The 19,379-nt window shown below is 58.2% G+C and carries 13 protein-coding genes; 8 read left to right on the forward strand and 5 right to left on the reverse strand.

All coding sequences use genetic code 11. The annotated features are described in order from the left end of the window. Window positions 1–515 precede the first annotated feature (515 nt). The 6 genes from ACR3EM_RS02690 (at window position 516) to ACR3EM_RS02715 (ending at window position 9,428) form a co-directional block, all read left to right on the forward strand. Window positions 516–2,912 carry a beta strand repeat-containing protein gene (locus ACR3EM_RS02690; protein WP_480469277.1) on the forward strand — a complete coding sequence of 799 codons (2,397 nt, stop codon included), beginning with the start codon at window positions 516–518 and terminating at the stop codon, window positions 2,910–2,912. A 131-nt stretch (window positions 2,913–3,043) separates the two neighbouring features. Continuing rightward, window positions 3,044–4,984 carry a type I secretion protein gene (locus tag ACR3EM_RS02695; protein WP_480469278.1) on the forward strand — a complete coding sequence of 647 codons (1,941 nt, stop codon included), beginning with the start codon at window positions 3,044–3,046 and terminating at the stop codon, window positions 4,982–4,984. 40 nt (window positions 4,985–5,024) lie between these two features. Further along, on the forward strand, window positions 5,025–7,331 hold the full coding sequence (locus ACR3EM_RS02700; RefSeq protein WP_480469279.1) for a type I secretion system permease/ATPase: 2,307 nt from the start codon (window positions 5,025–5,027) through the stop codon (window positions 7,329–7,331). A gap of 3 nt (window positions 7,332–7,334) precedes the next feature. Continuing rightward, entirely contained in the window at window positions 7,335–8,678 is a 1,344-nt protein-coding gene (locus tag ACR3EM_RS02705; protein ID WP_480469280.1) for an HlyD family type I secretion periplasmic adaptor subunit, read from the forward strand. An 86-nt stretch (window positions 8,679–8,764) separates the two neighbouring features. Beyond that, a complete protein-coding gene (locus tag ACR3EM_RS02710) occupies window positions 8,765–9,157 on the forward strand; it encodes a rhodanese-like domain-containing protein (protein WP_480469281.1) in 393 nt (130 codons plus the stop codon). 85 nt (window positions 9,158–9,242) lie between these two features. Beyond that, on the forward strand, window positions 9,243–9,428 hold the full coding sequence (locus ACR3EM_RS02715; protein WP_480469282.1) for a hypothetical protein: 186 nt from the start codon (window positions 9,243–9,245) through the stop codon (window positions 9,426–9,428). Here the strand turns inward: ACR3EM_RS02715 and ACR3EM_RS02720 are convergent, their stop codons facing one another. Further along, a complete protein-coding gene (locus ACR3EM_RS02720) occupies window positions 9,429–10,229 on the reverse strand; it encodes an alpha/beta fold hydrolase (RefSeq protein WP_480469283.1) in 801 nt (266 codons plus the stop codon). 47 nt (window positions 10,230–10,276) lie between these two features. On the opposite strand from ACR3EM_RS02720, the gene ACR3EM_RS02725 reads away from it, so the two are divergent. After that, a complete protein-coding gene (locus tag ACR3EM_RS02725) occupies window positions 10,277–10,651 on the forward strand; it encodes a hypothetical protein (protein WP_480469284.1) in 375 nt (124 codons plus the stop codon). Between the two features lie 69 nt (window positions 10,652–10,720). On the opposite strand, the gene glyA is transcribed toward ACR3EM_RS02725, so the two are convergent. After that, window positions 10,721–12,016, reverse strand: coding sequence for a serine hydroxymethyltransferase (gene glyA / locus ACR3EM_RS02730; protein WP_480469285.1), 1,296 nt, complete (start codon window positions 12,014–12,016; stop codon window positions 10,721–10,723). Window positions 12,017–12,184: 168 nt separating this feature from the next. Between glyA and ACR3EM_RS02735 the strand changes: the two genes are divergently transcribed. Continuing rightward, entirely contained in the window at window positions 12,185–12,946 is a 762-nt protein-coding gene (locus tag ACR3EM_RS02735; protein ID WP_480469286.1) for an NAD kinase, read from the forward strand. A 261-nt stretch (window positions 12,947–13,207) separates the two neighbouring features. Here the strand turns inward: ACR3EM_RS02735 and ACR3EM_RS02740 are convergent, their stop codons facing one another. The 3 genes from ACR3EM_RS02740 to ACR3EM_RS02750 all read right to left on the reverse strand — a co-directional run bounded on the left by ACR3EM_RS02740 (window position 13,208) and on the right by ACR3EM_RS02750 (window position 19,275). Further along, complete coding sequence (locus tag ACR3EM_RS02740) at window positions 13,208–14,647, reverse strand: amidase family protein (RefSeq protein ID WP_480469287.1); 1,440 nt, start codon at window positions 14,645–14,647, stop codon at window positions 13,208–13,210. A gap of 178 nt (window positions 14,648–14,825) precedes the next feature. Beyond that, window positions 14,826–16,715, reverse strand: a complete 1,890-nt coding sequence (gene prpE / locus ACR3EM_RS02745; protein WP_480469288.1) for a propionate-CoA ligase PrpE — start codon at window positions 16,713–16,715, stop codon at window positions 14,826–14,828. A 286-nt stretch (window positions 16,716–17,001) separates the two neighbouring features. Further along, window positions 17,002–19,275 (reverse strand): NADP-dependent malic enzyme, encoded by a 2,274-nt coding sequence (locus ACR3EM_RS02750; RefSeq protein WP_480469289.1) that lies wholly within the window; start codon window positions 19,273–19,275, stop codon window positions 17,002–17,004. Window positions 19,276–19,379 lie beyond the last annotated feature (104 nt).

The following is a 19,379-nucleotide window of genomic DNA, read 5'->3' on the forward strand; positions in this document are numbered from 1 at the left end:
ATTTGATCATAGCTGAAAGTACGAATTTCAGCAAGGGAACGCGGGAAATTGAGGCGCTGTTATAGAACTTTTGATCAGGTCGGAGTTTCGAAATTTGTCTGTAACTTTCTGAAATAAAACAGTGAATTCTTCAAAGTGCAAAAATGTTCTTCATTCCCCACAAGGTTTGCCCTTTCTAAAGGCAGTTTCTTAAAAAACCACTTTTTTAACAAAGAGTTGCCACATTTAATGCTTTCGGCCAGCTATGCACACCCTCGCATCGCTGCAAACATGACCCTGCTTCAATTGGCGAAGTTTCATTGAACCTGGCATGCCTGCGGCCCGTTTATTTCAACGACATCCCCGTGGACATGGAATCGGCTGGGCCGAGAAAGGGGGACTGACCAGACAGAAGACCAGAACTGCCGCATAAGCGTCCGTTGTGACGCTCTGTGCGTGAAATCTGTTTCAACCGCGCCTGTAGCCGCTTTGTAGATGAATGGCGGTCCGGTGCTTCAGTAAAAGTGGAATTTATTATGGAACGCAGACTAGCTCCTGTAGCGGACGTCCAAGAGATTATCGATGATCAGGACCCTGTTGTAGATGAACCATCGTCAGAAGAAGAAGTAGAACTGTCGGTTGAAGACATTAACGCTCAGCAGCAACAGCAGCAGCAGCAACAAGGTGATGACAGCAACACCAACGGTGGCGACGATAGCAACACCAACGGTGGTAACGACAGCAACACCAACGGTGGCAACGACAGTAACACCAACGGTGGTAACGACAGCAACTCGCAGTCAAATGGTGGTGACGACAGTAACACCAACAACAACAACGCATCGGTCGACATTGATTTCTCGGGCGGTGAGTGGATCCCGCGTGATGACGACAAAGTTGACGTCGACATCAAAGATGTAGAAGGCGATGTTGGTGACGTGATCACCGCGGGTGACGATGTGAATTATGATCCGGGCGACGATATCAACATCGATATCGATCTGAGCGGCCCCGGAAACGACTTCGCGTCAATCAACAGCCAGTATGCGAGTCTGAACGACAATGACACTCTGGGCACTGCAAGCGTAGAAAACTCGGGTGACTTCACCCAGAGCGGCGACGCAAATGGCGGTGAGGCCTATGCCGAAGACGGTATCGACGTAAATACCGACGGCGGTGACTCGGGTGATGGCGGCATGAGCTATGGCGGTGACGCATATGGCGACACCAATGGCAGCCATTCACTGGCCCTTGGTGGTCATTCCGGACATGCCGATGGTACGGCATCCGGCGGTAATGGTGCCGCTTCTGGTAACGCCAATAATACCAGCGTTGGTCTTGGATTGTCGGGCGCGCATGCCGATGGCAACAGCGCGGGCGGAAACGGTGGAAACGCCGATAACGATTCCGGTGCAGTCAATCTTGGAGTAGCGGGTTCCAATGCAGAATCCACCGGTGGTGAAGGTGGTAACGCCGGATCGATTGGTCTGGGTCTGGGTCTGGGACTTGCCGGATCTAATGCCGAAGGCGATGCGGGCGGTGGCGACAACGCCTCTGGTTCGCTTGCAGCTGGTCTGGGACTGGCGGGAACCGACGCTTCGAACGGTAATGCTGATGGTGGAGATGGCGACGCGCAAACCAGCGGTAACGCCGACAACACCAGTGAAGGTACCAACGAAGCCAATGATTCATCGGCTGGCGGCAATATCGGTCTTGGACTGGCAGGCGCAGGCGCGCTGGGTGCCAATGACGGGTCCGGTGGCAACGGCAATGGTGGCCAGGGTGATGGCGGCCAGGGCGACGGCGGTAACGGAAACGGTGGTTCTGGCGACGGTGGAAATGGGCCTGGTGGTGACGGATCAGGTGGTCCGGGTACCGGTGGGAACACGGGTGTAATTGAAGAAACCCTGCCATTCCTGCGTGTTGCGCCGTTGGTCGAAGAGCCCGGCGATGAAGAAGAAGAGGGCGAAGAAGAATCTGCCGCAGCTGGTGTTTCGACAGGTGATGCCAACGGTACTGGTGGAAACGGACCCGGCGGTGACGGATCTGGTGGTGCCGGTGACGGCGGTAACGGTCCTGGCGGCGACGGCGACGGTGGCAACGGTTCCGGTGGTTCCGGTGACGGTGGCCAAGGTGGCGGTCAGGCCGACGCGGATGCCGACGCAAGTGGCGTTGGTGACCAGACTGCAGCCGGACCAGTGATCGCGCAGACACCTGGCGATATCGACGGTATGACCTCGAACTGGCAAGCTCCGGACGGATCTGGTGGTGCTGGTGGCACCAACAATTCCAACGGTTCGGCTGATGCCGATGGTACCGGTACGTCAACCGCTGAAGGTACTGGTGGTGACGGCGGAACGGCCAACCCGGACGCAAGCTCGGCCGGTAGCGGTGCGGGATCTGCGGATGCGACCAACGAAGCCGGAAACGGTGGCGCGGCCGACTCCTGGGCAGATGCAGCCAATGACGGCTATGCAGAAAGCCTGGCCGAAGCGATTGCCGGATACGGTGGCGATGCCATGTCCGACAATGACGCGACATCGACCGGTACCGGTAGCGGAACAGGTACCGCGACATCTGGCGCAGGTGGCGCAGGTGGTGCTGCCGCTGCAACTGGCGGAACCAGCGGTGACGTCATGGGTACCTCGACCGGTGGTGCAACCACAGGTGCGACAAACACCGGTGGCGAAGCTTCGGGTGCCTATTCCGGCGCTGGCGGTGCAGGCGGTAACGCCGGCAGCTGGGGTTCGGATAACGGCGGTGACGGTATCGTCAACGGTGAGTCCTATGCTTCTGCAGCGGCCGTCGTCGACACATCGGCCTTCAACCAGTCGATCGTTCAGGGTGCCAACGTGCTTGGTAACTCGGTCGATACGACCATGGTTGGTGGTTCGATGACCTCGAGCTACTCGAGCGACGACACCGACGTGTAAGGCGCAAGTCTCGGGGGCCGCATTACTGGCCCCCGCACAAATGAAAACGCCGGGGCCGCATGATGCGGCCTCGGCCCAGCAAATCCAGAGCCGGAAATTTCCTGCCGGTGACGGAGTTAGGGGTCATCGAAATGTCATTCGATAGTGTTACCGAAAAGATTGCACACTTTATTGGAACTTTTGATCTTACGATTGAGCAAGCCCGCCTGAGGGATCAGTACGAAGAGTTCACCGCGATGCGCCGCAAGGCCGAGCTGGAAGAACTGGAAGACCCCATCAAAATCAGAGTCAAAGCGGAATTGGATCTGGATCCGGGTAAGTATGGCCCACTGTCCTATCTGATCAACACGCCTCCTCCTAATCCTGAGTTGCCACCTGACGTCGAGGGCCCGGCGCTTCAGACAGTGGTCGCTCTGCCACCACCGCCTGCGCCCGGCTCACCGTTGCCTGATGCCGCAATGGCCGAGGCTGCTCAGGCCGTTATCATTCTTGAACCCCAGCTTGTGACCGAGCTGATCGGATCGGCTGTGACCTATACGTTCCAGTCGATCTTTTTACGCGACAACGACGTCGTCGGTGAAGGCGACTTCCGCGATCCCGAGCAGCTGACGGCTTTGGCCGAAGCGGCAATGGAGATCGCGATGTCGTTGCACGCCTTCTCAAGCCTCTCCTTTGCAATCTCGGATTACCTTTCGGTCGAATATGTCGAAGACATGGCCGAACAGATGTTGGCTCCGGTCTATGCTGATGTCGAAGGCGCAGTTGTCTATCAATTCCACGGCGAAGACGCGATGGGCGTGATCGTCAACGGCGAATACGTGAATGAAGCGCCGGTTTGGGAGGATCTTCTGCCTGCACATCATCAGCCAGAGGACGAGGAAGAAGACGCATCCCCCGATCCGTACCCGGTAGAGTGGGATCAGGATGCAAATCCGGAATTTTCCGACGGTCATGAAGTGATTGTAGGTGGCAATCTGGCCATCAATGCAGTTTCCGCCACAGTCGCCTGGGTCGATGCGCCCTACATTGCGGTTGGCGGTAAGTCGATTGAACTGACCATGGTCAGCCAGGTCGCCGTCGTTTCTGACATGGATGAAGGTACCAAGGGCGAATCCGGTACAAAAGTCGTGCAATCCTCATCGATTGAGGTCGAAGGAAACGCCGCCTATTGGGTTTCGGAAGGCGGCGAGGGTGCACCGGGTCTTGTGCACGTCGATTGGATTCACGGTGATCTGATCGTGGCGAATTTCGTCAAACAGACGATCGATGCCACAGATATCGACCATATTGAAACTGAGATCTCTGCCTCGACCACGCTATACGCGATGGGCGACAATGAATTGGTCGACGTGACCAACATCCTGCAATTGGGCAGCTACTATGATCTGGTCATGATCGACGGAGACATGATCTCGGTCGATGCATTCGTTCAAACGCTGGTGCTGATGGACGATGACATTGTGACCGGCGGCCTGCCTGAACCGCTGGGCGGTTCGGATGAAAACCTCGTGATGAACGAAGTCTCACTGCTCACGGAAGGGGAAGACACCCATGAACTGATGCAGGCGCCGATGGCTGAGGCCATGGCGCTGAAGGAATCGGACATGGAAGCGTTGGAAGATGCGCTGATGAACGATCCGATGTTTGCGGGGATGGAACAGATGCGTGTCCTGAAGGTGGACGGTTCACTGGTTCAGCTGAACGTTGTGGAACAGTCGACCATGCTCGCGGATCAGGATGACGTACATCTGAGCGGCCCGAACGCCGATGAGACTGAGGTGATCGCGGGCAGCAATGCTCTGCTGAACGCGGCGAACATAACCAAGGCCGGGGTCGACTCGGTGGTGATGGCTCAGGACGGATCATATTCGGATCTGCTCTTGCATCAGGCCAGCCTGATGGACATGCCCACAAACGAGGAAATCTCTGAAATGACCAATGAGGCGATTGCCGCCCTGATGGATGAGATGGGGATGCCGGGCCATGGTGCTGAGATCGGGCCAAATGGCAATGATCTGACGCCAAGCGAGATGGCGAATGCTTCGGATGGCCTGCAAACCATGTTGGCCTGAGTTTTCTGTACATTACGAGTGACCCAAAGGTTTATTATATATGTCGATCGTTTTTTCGTCGCGACGAACCCGTTATGCCAGCCCGCTGGACCGACACGGAGGCGGCCGCCCATTTGCTCCTGAAAACTGTGAGCGGGTGACAAAGCCCTTGAAGGCCGATGCGCCTGCGGCAGAGGCCAAGTTGCGTCTGACCAAGGAGATGCGTTTGTCCGATTTCCGACCCAGTTCTGCAGCCATGACTGGTGATGTGGACGAACCAGATCCGCCCTCAGATCAGGTGCCTCAGGATGAGGCGCCCAACAATAGTTCGAAACCGGATGAAACCGGCCAGAGGCATGCGCAGCAGTCAGATTCAATGTCACAATCGCGCGTCGGCTCTCCCCTTCGGCGTGCGTCGTCGCGGCCCGCGCAAGATCAGGATCCGGTGGGCGGCGATACTGGGGTGGCCAAGCCGGAGGCCCCGGATCGTGAGAAAGCCGATCACTCGACTGCGCGCATGACCCCCTCTGCGCCATCGGACGGCAAAGACCGCATGGGCACCACGATCGAGGCGAAGGCGAACGAACCGTTGATGCGCACCAGCAAGGGCGGAGGAGACGGCAAGGGGCCACCCCAAACCTTCCACAAGCGAACCCCGCCTGAGGATTTCCAGAAAACCCTGCGCACCTCATTGAAGGCGATCTGGCGCAATCTGGCCTTTGTGCTGGTGCTGACCTGCGCCACCAACGTCCTGATCCTGGCGATCCCGATCTATCTGTTCCAGATCAGCGACCGGGTGCTGACCAGCCGCTCGTTGGACACGTTGATCATGTTGACCGCGATCGTCGCAGGGGCGGTGATTTTTCAGGCTGCCTTCGATGCGGTGCGTCGGTTCATGCTTATGCGCACTGCGGTCGAGGTGGCGGCACGGCTCGGCGCCCCGGTGCTGAGCGCGGCGGCGCATGCCTCGCTGCATGGCAACGGGCGCGAGTATCAGACGTTGGGTGACCTGCAGCAAGTGCGCGGATTTCTGGTTTCAGGCACACTGATCTCATTCCTCGATGTGCCTTTTGCACCGCTGTTCATCCTGATGATCTTTCTGGTGCATCCGCAGCTTGGCATGATTGTTGTGACCACTGCTCTGATCCTGATGGTTATTGCGCTGATCAACCAGAAAATGACGGCGAAACCTTTTGCCAAGGCAAATCAGGCGCAGTCGCTAGCCAACCAGCATCTGGATTCGATGTCGCGCAACAGCCAGATCATCAATGCATTGGCGATGATCCCCGAGGCGGTGCGCATCTGGGGCCGTGACACGGCGCAATCGCTGACCTGGCAGGTCAAGGCGCAGGATCGCAATGTGATCTTCGCTGCCATATCGCGGGCTGTGCGTCTGCTGACGCAGATCGGCATCCTGGGGTGGGGGGCGTTTCTGGCCCTGCAAGGCGAGATCACCGGTGGCATGGTCATCGCAGCCTCGATCATTGCAGGCCGTGCCTTTGCTCCGATCGAGGGCTCGATTGAAGGCTGGAACACTTTCCTGCTGACCCGTGGTGCCTTTGGCCGGATCAAGGCGTTGCTGTCCAGTTCTGCCCTGCAATACGAAAAACTGCGCCTGCCGCGTCCCGAAGGCCGACTGGATGTAGAACGTCTGCTTTACGTACCCGGCGGCACCAAGCGGGTGGTTTTGAATGGGATCACCTTTGCGCTGAACCCCGGAGAGACTCTGGCGATCATCGGCAATTCCGGCGCGGGTAAAACCACGCTTGGCAAGACGCTGGTGGGGTCGATTCTACCGACCTCGGGAAGTGTGAGGCTGGACCTGATGGACATCCGCAACTGGGACCCACGCCAGTTCGGTGAAAGCATCGGGTATCTGCCGCAGGACGTTCAACTGTTCCCCGGCACGATCAAGGACAATATCGGTCGCATGCGTGATGATGCCACGGATGAGCAGATCCATGACGCCGCGGTTCTGGCGGATGTACACAACATGATCGCGACGCTGCCGCAGGGGTATGAGACGGTCGTTGCCGCCGATGGTTCGCCGTTGTCGGGCGGTCAGAAACAGCGCATCGCGCTGGCGCGCGCGTTCTTTGGCAATCCGCGACTGGTGGTGCTGGACGAGCCGAACTCGAACCTGGACGTCGCGGGCGACAAGGCCCTGGCGCGTGCAATCGAGCAAGCCAAGGAAAGCAAGATCACTGTTGTCGTTATTACGCAAAAGCCGACGTTGTTGAGTGTGGTCGACAAGATCATGCTGCTGACAGACGGCCGTGTGGCGCTGTTTGGTCAGCGCGAACAGGTTCTGCAGCAGCTGAACAGCTCGCGACAGCAGCCGCCTGAAATTCAGGGCAATGGGGGATAAGTTATGAACGAGCTGGTAGTCCGCAAGGAAGACCCAAGCCTCTGGTATTCTGAGGTTCCGCGATCGATCACCAAGTTCATCGTGATTGGCCTGATCATGTTGGTTGTCTGCTTTGGCGGCTTTGGCGTGTGGTCCTTCCGGGCCCCACTTGCGGCGGCGGTCATCGCGCAGGGCAGCTTTGTCGCCACGGGACGCAACAAGATCGTGCAGCATCTTGAGGGCGGGATTATTGATAACATCCTTGTCACCGAAGGCGAGGCGGTCGAGGCCGGTCAGATCATGATGACGCTGGACCAGACCTCGGCGGCGGCCAATGAGCGCGAGCTGTTCATCCGCAAAATCCGCCTGCAGGCCATGACAGAACGTCTGCTGGCCGAGCATAGCGAGCAGGAAAACCTGATTTTCTCCCCCGATCTGGTCAAAGCATCGGATGATGTCGAGGTCATGACCATCCTCGACAACCAAAAACTCAGTTTCAATGTCTCGCGCAAGACGTTGCTGAACGATATCGCGTTGCTGCAGCGGAACATGGAGGCGCTCAGGATTCGCGCCACCGGGTTCGAGGCGCAATTGACCAGCATGCAACGGCGCTCTGATATTCTTCAGGAAGAATACGACACGAAATATGCGCTGTTCGAAAAGGGATTGGTGCGCAAAGGCGACCTGAACACAATTCGCCGTGTGCAGGCTGAAGCAGAGGGGCAGTTGGCCCGCCTGCAGGCCGAAACGGCTGAGGTCAACCAGATGTTGCTAAAATACGAAGAGCAGATTCTACGCACCCGCTCGGCCTACCGCGAAGCGGCATTGGACGAGCTTGGCGTAATTGAAGCTGATCTTGAAAGTGTACGTGAAAAGGCGCGGCAGGCCCGCAGTGTTCTGGATCGCGCCGTCGTGCGGGCGCCGGTGACTGGGACTGTCGTACGTCTGCATCATCACACGCCCGGCGGTGTGATCGAAACCGGCGAGCAGATCGCGGAAATCCTGCCCGCCGATGCCCCGCTTATCATCGAGGCGCAAATCCCGCGCACCGAGATCGACAGTGTTGTAACCGGCCAAATCGCAACTGTGCGTCTGGTGGCGCTCAATCAGCGCACCACACCTGTTCTTGAGGGCGAGGTGTATTATGTCTCGGCCGACTCTGTGGTCGAGGACTCCGCCGGAATGCCGCAAGAGGTTTATCTGGCCCGTATCACGTTGAGTACCGACGAGATGAGCCGCGTGCGTGGTTTCATACCCACACCGGGAATGCCCGCCGAGATCATGATCCAGACCGAAGAACGTACCTTTGCCGCCTATATTGCCAAGCCGGTGGTCGACAGCATGTCACGTGCCTTCCGGGAACACTAACATGATCACTATCGCTGCATAACGGCTACATCTTCCAGATTTCGCATGTTAGTTTCCTGCGAACTCAATTCGCAGGAGATGTAGCGATGCCTTTGACAGTCAAAGAGATGGTAGAGGCCGCGAATGCCGTGGTCGAACGCATTGATGCGGGCAGGGCGCAAGAGCTTCTGGCACAAGGTGCGCTGTTGTTGGACATCCGCGATGCGCCCGAATTGGAGAAGGTGGGTCGCGCCGCTGGCTCTCATCACATTCCGCGTGGAATGCTGGAATTTCGCGCTGACCTAGAACTGCCATCCTATGACCCTGAACTGCGCAAGGACCGCACCATTATCCTACATTGCGCCTCGGGCGGTCGAGCGTCGCTGGCTGGGAAGTTGCTGAAGGACATGGGGTACGAGCAGGTCTATAATCTGGGCGGGTTCACGGACTGGGTGAATGGCGGCGGCGATATTGTCGAGCCGATTGATCCGGGGATGTAGCACCCTGATCTGATACAGGTCAAAGTAGAACACATTCTGTCGCTATAATGTGAAACGCAGATATTCACAAACAGGACGACAGGCCATGCTACGCCTTGCAACCATGCTCTATTCTCTGATTGCCACTGCCCTTGCAGGCAGCGCCGTCATCGCCGTATTGGCGGCTGGAATGGTGACGGCGATGGCCATTATCTCTGCCGCAGTAGCGGGGGCGGTTGTGGCTGCGCCCGTGTCGTGGCTGGTGGCCAAGCGTCTTTACACGGGCGGTTGATCAGGCGTTCAGGAAGGTTCTGACGGCGGCTTCGAATTCGCGGGGTTTCTCGGCGTGCAGCCAGTGACCTGCGCCGGGAACTTTTGCGAACCGGGCAGCAGGGAACAGGGCGCGAATCCGGTCACGGTGTTCGGGCAACACATAATCCGAGGCTGCGCCGGACAGGAACAGGGCAGGGCCATTCCAGCTGCTTGAAATCTCAGGAAAGCTCATGATCTTGGGCATTTCGCCGGCGAGAACGTCCAGGTTCAGCCGCCAGCGTCCGCCTTCGACATCCAAAGATTGCGTAAAGAAGCTCTGCAGGGACTTTTCCACGCCGAGATCGGCCAGCTGTGCTTCGGCGTCCGAGCGGCGTTGAACGCGGGACATGTCGACCGCTCGCATTGCCTCAATGAACTGGATCTGACTGTGGCCGTATGTGACGGGCGCTATGTCCGCAACGACCAGTTTACGCACCAGTTCACCATGTTCCAAGGCGAGCATCATCGAGGCCTTCCCGCCCATGGAATGCCCGACAATGTCGGCGGTGCCTCCGACGCTGTCGATCACCTCGGCCAGATCCTGTGCCAGTTGAGGATAGCCATGTTGGGCGTCCCAAAAGCTGTAGGCATGATTGCGCATGTCCACCGCAATCACCTGCCGTTCGTCCGAGAGTCGCCGCGCAATTACCCCCCAGTTGCGCGCCGAGCCATATAGGCCATGCGCAATCAGCAGGGGCGGGTGATCGGTCGGGTCGCCATGGATGATCGTATTCAGCATGCCCCTGTGATACGCGTCGCCGGGCAGAACAACCAGCCCCATTGTCGCCCGCGTGGCACAAGGTTAAATTGCCCCGTCAGGAGGCGCAGATGACGCAGGAAACCGATATCCAGACCCAGATCGCGCAGACCATTCGTTTGCTGCGCAGAAAGCTTGGGGTGAAGGACAAGACCCTGATTGCCTCGGTTCGGCGGGCGAAGCGTCGTTTGCCGCGCAAGGTCTACAAGCAGGCGATGGTGCTGGCCCGCGCCGAACAGATGGCTGAACACCCGAAGCTTAGGATGGTTTTGGATATGCCAAAGCTCGAGAAAGCGTCGGATGACGTGCAGACCCATCTGAACGCGATCAATCTGGCGGATCGGCGCTGGGGCTGGTTTCTGAGTTTTCTGGGCTCGCTGGCACTGGGCCTGATCGCGCTGGCGGCGCTGACGATTGTCGTATTGCGCTGGCGCGGATTCATCTGAACCGGTTCCAACCCAAAGAAAAACGGCGCCCATTGAGGCGCCGTTTTCTGTTTCAGAACCTGCGTGGGATCAGAGGTTTGGATAAATCGGGAAGCGCGCGCACAGTTCGGCGACTTCTGCCTTCACCTTGGCTTCGACGGCGGCGTTGCCGTCTTCACCGTTGGCGGCCAGACCGTCCACAACCTCGATGATCCAGTCCGCGATCTGGCGGAATTCCGTCTCACCAAAGCCGCGCGTGGTTCCGGCGGGCGAACCCAGACGGATGCCGCTGGTGATGGTCGGCTTTTCGGGGTCAAACGGCACGCCGTTCTTGTTGCAGGTGATATGGGCACGACCCAGGGCTTTCTCGGTTGCGTTGCCCTTGACGCCTTTGGGGCGCAGGTCGACCAGAACGACATGAGTGTCGGTGCCGTGGGTCACCGTATCCAAGCCGCCTTTGATCAACTGATCCGACAATGCCTGCGAGTTGACGACAACCTGCTTGATGTAGTCCTTGAAGGCAGGCTGCAGCGCCTCGCCAAAGGCCACGGCCTTGGCCGCGATCACGTGCATCAGCGGGCCACCCTGAATGCCGGGGAAGATCGCCGAGTTCACTTTCTTGGCGATATCCTCATCGTTGGTCAGGATCATGCCGCCGCGCGGGCCGCGCAGGGTCTTGTGCGTTGTGGTGGTTGCCACATGTGCGTGCGGGAAGGGCGAGGGGTGCTCGCCTGCTGCAACCAGACCGGCGAAATGCGCCATGTCCACATGCAGATACGCGCCGACCATATCCGCAATCTCACGCATGCGGGCAAAGTCGATCTGGCGCGGGATGGCCGAACCACCGGCGATGATCAGTTTGGGCTGATGCTCTTTCGCCAGCGCCTCGACCTGATCGTAATCCAGCATGTTGTCTTGCTGGCGCACGCCATATTGTACGGCGTTGAACCACTTGCCCGACTGGTTCGGACGTGCACCGTGGGTCAGGTGACCGCCTGCGTCCAGCGACATGCCCAGAATGGTGTCGCCGGGTTTGATCAGCGCCTGAAACACGCCCTGGTTCGCTTGCGAACCCGAGTTTGGCTGGACATTGGCGAACTCACAACCAAACAGCTGCTTGGCGCGGTCGATGGCCAGGTTCTCGGCGATATCGACGAACTGGCAGCCGCCATAGTAGCGGCGGCCCGGATACCCTTCGGCATATTTGTTGGTCATCACCGAGCCCTGCGCCTCCATCACGGCGGCAGAGACGATGTTCTCGGACGCGATCAGCTCGATCTCGTCGCGCTGACGGCCCAGTTCGGATGTGATCGAGCCAAACAGCTCGGGGTCACGATCCGCAAGGGACTGGGTAAAGAAACCGGTATCACGAAGGTTGGCGTTCATAATGGCTCCACAGGGCTGGGGTTTATCTGGCGGATTTCCTATCGGAAACCGAACGGTCGAGAAAGGTTGTAAAGCGACGAATTGGCCCGCTATGGCGTCAACTCTGGCGTAACGCGGAAAGGTATGTTTGTTTCGGAACCAAATGTGCAGCACTGGAAACCGCAAACCATGACCAAAAGAATCGCCTTCCTGGCCAGCGACGCCAAAGTGGCGCAAACCGCCCGCGACGCTTTGGTGGCTCGGTATGGCAACGCGGCGCCAAGAGACGCAGATGTGGTCGTGGCGCTGGGCGGCGACGGGTTCATGCTGCATACACTGAATGGGATTCAGCACCTCGACACACCGGTTTACGGAATGAACCGCGGCACCATCGGATTCTTGATGAATGAATATGCCGAAACCGACCTGATGGCGCGCCTCGCCGAGGCCGAAGAAGAGGTGATCAATCCACTCAGCATGACCGCGATGGATCAGTCCGGTAAGCAACATGAGGCGCTCGCCATTAACGAGGTCTCTCTGCTGCGCGCCGGCCCGCAGGCGGCCCGCCTGAAGATCAGTGTCGATGGACGGGTGCGCATGGCCGAGCTTGTTTGCGACGGGGCGCTTTTGTCCACACCTGCCGGGTCCACAGCCTATAACTACTCGGCCCATGGACCAATTGTTCCGATTGGCGCGGATGTATTGGCGCTGACGCCGATCGCTGCATTTCGTCCTCGTCGCTGGCGCGGGGCACTTCTGCCAAAAATGGCACGGGTCAGATTCGAAGTGATCGAGGCTGACAAGCGCCCGGTCATTGTCGCGGCTGATTCGATAGCCTTCCCCGATATTGACTGGGTCGAGATCAGCTCCGAACCCAGCGTCCAGCACCGTATCCTGTTCGACCCGGGGCACGGTCTGGAAGAGCGATTGATCTCAGAGCAGTTCACGTAATCGTGATCGATATTCTCGATTTCCTCTCTGTTGTGTGAACCAGTTCACATGCGAGGGGCTTATCCTTTGTTAATTTTAATTTACTCGGAGATCACGCCAAGGTGGAAGTGAGTGGCCACCTAACGGTGTTTTCGAATGATTGCGTGTTTTATGCGCTGGCGAGGGTGGGTGGTGCTACGCTCGTCATCAGATCTCCGGGCATATTTTAGTATGCGGACCCCGGGCACAAAACCCCGGGGTCTATTTACTTCGAGAACTCCCTCAGACATGCGCTGCCATCCTGTCCCACAGAATCGGAGCCATTTGCCCAACACGCTCTTCGATGGCAGCAGCGGCGTCGACGGCCATATCCTCGCGCCAACGTTGCGCGGTGACTTGTACGTTGATCGGCTGTGGTCCGTTTGGTAGCTCTGCCAGTCGCGCAGGCACGCTCGCGGCAGGCAGGCCGAGGAAGTTCATCGCATAGGAATAAACCGCGCAGCCCAACACCTCATGCACTCCTTCTGCTCCTTCGGTGTCCCGGTCGGGTTTGAAGAAGGGCTGCGGCAGGAACGGGGACAGTATCAGCGGATAATCCTGCATGAACAGCGACCATTCGCGCGCGTAGTGGGTGCGTTGCGCCAGCGCATGTATCAGCTCGGTTCCGACAATCGGCGGAAATTCCTGAAAATAGACCTCAAAAATCTCACGAATGGTCTCTGAGCCCGCAGCCTCTATGTCACCCTTCATCAGGGTCAGCACTTCGCCCATCAGGGCGCGATAACCCAAACGCCCGCATTCAAACACATCGGGCGGATCAATCTCGGTCACTGCATAGCCCGCATCGCTCAGGGCCTCCCGTGCGGTGTCCAGCGCCTTTGCCACCTCGGGATGCAAGTCGTAGCCAAATGTGTTCTTGGTATAGGCAACCTTTATTGGCTCTTCGAGCCGCGCCCCGTGCCAGGGCATCGGCACATGGAAGGGATCGCGAGGATCCGCTGCGATCAGAGAAGGCATCGACAAATGCAGATCTGCCGCCGATCGCGTGATCACCCCCTGCACCGACATGGACTGAGCAAGCAATCCACGTTCCACTTTCTGGCTCGGGTTCCACGCAGGCACACGTCCGAGGCCGGGTTTGACGGTGACGGCACCATTGGCCGCGGCAGGGAATCGCAGGCTGCCACCGATGTCATTGCCATGTCCCAGCGCCCCTATCCCGGCCATAACAGCAGCCCCGGCGCCGCCTGATGAGCCGCCCGGCGAGATATGGCTTCCCCAGGGATTATGCGTCCGCCCATAAAGAGGGTTGTCCGTGTCGGCGCGAAAGGAAAACTCGGGTGTATTGGTCCGCCCAATCACGACGGCTCCGGCGTTTTGAAGGTTCGAAACCACAGGCGCGTCATCGGGGGCGACTACATCCTTCAGGGCAGTTACCCCGTTGTTGGTGGAGTGTCCCTTCTGATCGACATTGACCTTGATGGTAACCGGAACACCATGCAAAGGCCCAACCGGAGCGCCGCCATCTCGCGCCTGATCAAGCGCGCGGGCGCGCTCCAAGGCTTCCGTACCAAGGTCCTCCACTACCGCATTCAGCGCGGGATTTACCTGATGCATCCGCGCCAAGGCGTCCTGAATAACCTCTTCCGCGCTTAGATCGCCTGTTCGCGTTAGCGCAGTCAGTTCGGTTGCACCAAGACGCCAGATGTTGCCATTTGCCATGCTCGTCCTCCTCGCCTCAACCTGAGGCGACGAACAGCCAATGACAAGACCCGCTCCCACAAAATGGCTCCGCCCTTCATCTGGCCCAAAATATCTCGGAGCGCGAGGCGGAGCCTCGCACTGGCGCGTCAGCGCAAACAGGGCGCGCCGTAAGGCGCACCTTTGGTTTGCTGATTATTTACGGCGCGTAGCCAATGGTCCGCAGGGCCGAGGTGATTTCGTCCAGGATAGCCGGATCATCGATCGTGGCCGGCATCTTGTAGTCCTTGCCATCCGCGATCGACACCATCGTCCCACGCAAGATCTTGCCGGAACGTGTCTTGGGCAGACGATCCACCACCACCGCTTTCTTGAACGCTGCGACGGGGCCAATCTTGTCACGGACCATCTTGACCACATCGGCCACCACGTCATCGTGGTTCCGGTCCGAACCTGCGTTGAGGCACAGGAACCCAACCGGCATTTGCCCTTTCAACTGGTCTGAAACCCCGATCACGGCGCATTCAGCAACATCGGGATGGGCAGCCAGAACCTCTTCCATCCCGCCCGTCGACAGACGATGGCCCGCGACGTTGATCACGTCATCGGTCCGGGCCATGATGTAGAGGTATCCATCCTCATCAATCATCCCTGCATCGCCGGTTTCATAATAACCTGGGAAATGCTCCAGATAGGATTTCTTGAACCGCGCCTCCGCGTTCCAAAGCGTCGGCAACGTACCCGGAGGCAAGGGCAGTTTGACAGCGATTGCGCCCAACTCACCGGGTTTCATCGGATGGCCGCCTTCGTCCAGAATTTGGACGTCATAGCCCGGCATCGGTTTCGCGGGCGAGCCGAGCTTGACCGGCAATTCCTCGATCCCCAGCGGGTTTCCGGCAATGGCCCAACCGGTCTCGGTCTGCCACCAGTGATCGATAACCGGAACCTTCAATGCATCCTGTGCCCAGATGATCGTGTCGGGATCGGCACGTTCGCCCGCAAGATATAGGGCTTTCAGACACGACAGATCGTATTGCGCCATCATCTCGGCCTTGGGATCCTCGCGCTTGACGGCGCGGATCGCGGTGGGTGCGGTGAAGAAGCTTTTGACCTTATGTTCGGAAATCACGCGCCAGAACGTGCCGGCGTCGGGTGTGCCGACGGGTTTGCCTTCGAACACGATGGTGGTGTTTCCGTGGATCAGCGGGGCGTAGCAGATATAGGAATGCCCAACGACCCAACCCACATCCGAGGCCGCCCAGAAAACATCACCGGGGTCGACATTATAGATGTTCTTCATCGTCCAGTTCAGCGCAACCAGGTGGCCCGCTGTTGGACGCACCACGCCTTTGGGGGCTCCGGTCGTGCCAGAGGTATAGAGGATATAGGCCGGATCGTTGCCGCTGACGGGTACACATTCTGCAGGCTCGGTTCCGTATTGGAACCCGTGCCAGTTCACATCGCGCCCCTCGATCAGCTGCGCAACCTCCTGTTCGCGCTGGAAGATCACGCAGAAGTCGGGCTTGTGGCTGGCAAGATCGATGGCGCCGTCCAGCAGGGGTTTATAGTGCACAACGCGACCCGGCTCCATCCCGCAGGAGGCTGCGATGATCGCTTTGGGTTTCGCGTCGTCGATGCGCACCGCCAGTTCGTTGCTGGCAAAACCGCCAAACACAACCGAATGCACCGCACCCAGACGGGCGCAGGCCAACATCGCCTCCAGCGCTTCGGGGATCATCGGCATATAGATGATGACCCGGTCACCTTTCTCAACACCCTTGGCCCGCAATGCACCGGCGAGGTTGGCGACACGGTTACGCAGCTCGACATATGAGATTTCGCGTTTGGTGTGGGTGATCGGACTGTCATAGATGATGGCTGTCTGTTCGCCCCGGCCATTCTCGACATGCCGGTCTACCGCGTTCCAACAGGTGTTCACCTTGGCGTCGCTGAACCATTCGTACAAAGGCGCATTGTCGTCAAACAGGGCCTTGCTGGGGGCCTGAACCCAGTCGATCCCTTTTGCGGCTTCCATCCAGAAAGCGTCGGGGTCGGATTTCCAACTCTCGTAAACGTCTTTGTACGCCATGATGGCCTCCTCCAAATCTCCTTGCGCTTTGTGTAAGGGGTTCGATGCAAAGGCGACAAGCGATGCAAACAACGGCGCGTCAGTTTATCGCAAAATATTTGCAGAATCTTTCTGTTTTGGCTGCAAACTTTTGCAAATACACTGGCGGAAGGGTTGTTTGCAGCATCTGATGCGGGATTTTGCAAAGCTGCAAATCTTTGAGTGCAAAAAACCATCGCGCCTACAGAATCGCGCCGAGCGCCTGTATGGGCGCCCGGGGTTATCTTAGAGTTATGCCGATGCTGCTCTACCCATAATGGGCCACTGGCGTTCCCGCAATCGCAGCCATGTTCAGCAATCCGCGAGCGGTGATTGATGGGGTCACGATATGCGCTTTATTCCCCATCCCCATCAGGATCGGCCCAACCTCAAGCCCGTCCGCTTTCATCTTCAGGATATTGCGCACGCCGCTCGCCGCATCCGCGTGGGCAAAGATCAAAACGTTTGCAGGTCCTTCCAATCGCGAACTGGGGAATATCCGCGAACGCAATTCGGGGTCCAACGCCACATCCAGGTTCATTTCGCCTTCATAGGTGAAATCACGCGGTTCGGAATCGAGGATTTCCAGTGCCGCCCGCAGTCGCTTGCCCGAGCCTTCGGCCTGATTGCCGAATTGCGATTGCGAACAGAACGCGATCTTTGGTTCCAATCCAAAACGTCGGACGTGACGCGCTGCGCCCAATGTTGTTTCGGCCAATTCTTCAGGAGTTGGTAGTTGCCGAACATGCGTATCCGCGATGAACAGAGGACCGTCTTCGAGGATCATCAGCGACAGCGCCCCGTGTGGGCGCAGGTCCCCTTCATCCAGGACCTGTTGGACATAATTCAGATGCCAACGATACTCGCCGAATGTGCCGCAGATCATGCTGTCAGCTTCTCCGCGATGCACCATGATCGCCGCGATGGCTGTGTTGTTGGTGCGCATGATGGCCTTGGCCAGATCGGGCGTCACGCCCCGTCGCTGCATGATCTGATGGTATGAATTCCAATAGTCGTAGTATCTCGGGTCATCTTGCGGGTTCACAATCTGGAAATCCTGGCCAGGACGCACGGTCAAACCCAATCGCTCGCAGCGTGCGTTGATCACATCCGGACGGCCGATCAGGATCGGGGTTTCAGTGGTCTCCTCAAGAATAGCCTGGGCTGCACGCAGCACGCGCTCGTCCTCGCCCTCGGCAAAGACGATCCGGCGCGAGGCGGCAGCAGCAGCTTCGAACACCGGTCGCATCAGCAGAGCCGATTTGAAGACGGTTTGGTTCAGACGCTCTTTATAAGTCTCAAGGTCGTCGATGGGGCGTTTGGCAACACCGCTCTCCATCGCCGCCTTTGCGACAGATGAAGACACAACGCCCACCAAACGCGGGTCAAAGGGCTTTGGAATCAGATAATCTGGTCCGAAAGTCAGTTGTTCGCCTTTGTAGGCCGCAGCGGCTTCGGCACTGGTGGTCGCCCGCGCCATCTCAGCGATGCCGTCGACACAGGCGATCTGCATGGCGTCATTGATCTCGGTCGCGCCAACATCCAACGCGCCACGGAAGATGAACGGAAAACACAGGACATTGTTCACCTGGTTCGGGAAGTCGCTGCGGCCCGTCGCGATGATCGCATCGGGTGCGACCTCTCGCGCGGCTTGCGGCAGGATTTCGGGCGTTGGGTTGGCCAGCGCAAAGATGATCGGCGTCTTCGCCATCTTCTCGACCATCTCGGGTTTGAGCACATTCGGCCCGCTGAGCCCAAGAAACAGGTCGGCCCCTCCGATCACATCGTCCAGTGTACGCAGATCGGTTTTCTGCGCGAACTGGTCCTTATGCGGGTTCATATCCTCGGTGCGGCCTTCATAGACCAGCCCATGAATGTCACACAGCCAGATATTCTCGCGCTTAACACCCAGCTTGACCAGCATGCTGAGGCAGGCAATCCCGGCAGCACCACCCCCGGTCGAGACGATCTTGATATCCTCGAACCTCTTGCCTGCGACATGCAGGGCGTTCTTCGCCGCAGCGCCGACAACGATGGCGGTGCCGTGTTGATCGTCGTGGAAAACGGGGATGTTCATCCGTTCGCGGCAGAGTTTTTCGACGATGAAGCAATCGGGGGCCTTGATGTCTTCAAGGTTGATGGCACCGAAGGTGGGCTCGAGCGCGCAGACGATATCGGCCAGTTTCTCGGGGTCGGGTTGGTCCACTTCGATGTCGAAGCAATCGATCCCGGCGAACTTTTTGAACAGAACCGCCTTGCCTTCCATCACCGGTTTCGAAGCCAGCGCGCCGATATTGCCCAATCCCAGAACCGCTGTGCCATTGGACACCACAGCGACGAGGTTGCCGCGCGCGGTGTACTTCTCGGCATTTGCCGCATCGTCCTTAATTTCAAGGCTGGCCTCAGCCACACCCGGCGAGTAGGCGCGCGCAAGATCGCGGCCATTCGCCATAGGTTTGGTGGCTTTGATCTCAAGCTTTCCGGGCTTTGGATGGGCGTGATAGTCAAGGGCGGCCTGCCGCAGGCTGGGTGTGTCAGACATCGGCGATTTAACTCCGTTCCAGAATTTGTTTGATCGTTAAACTATTTTTTCGGGCTTGGCTACGTTGCGTCACTTCCACACCTCACAGAGACGTTTGTTGTACT

This window comes from Ruegeria sp. AH3 (assembly GCF_056536265.1).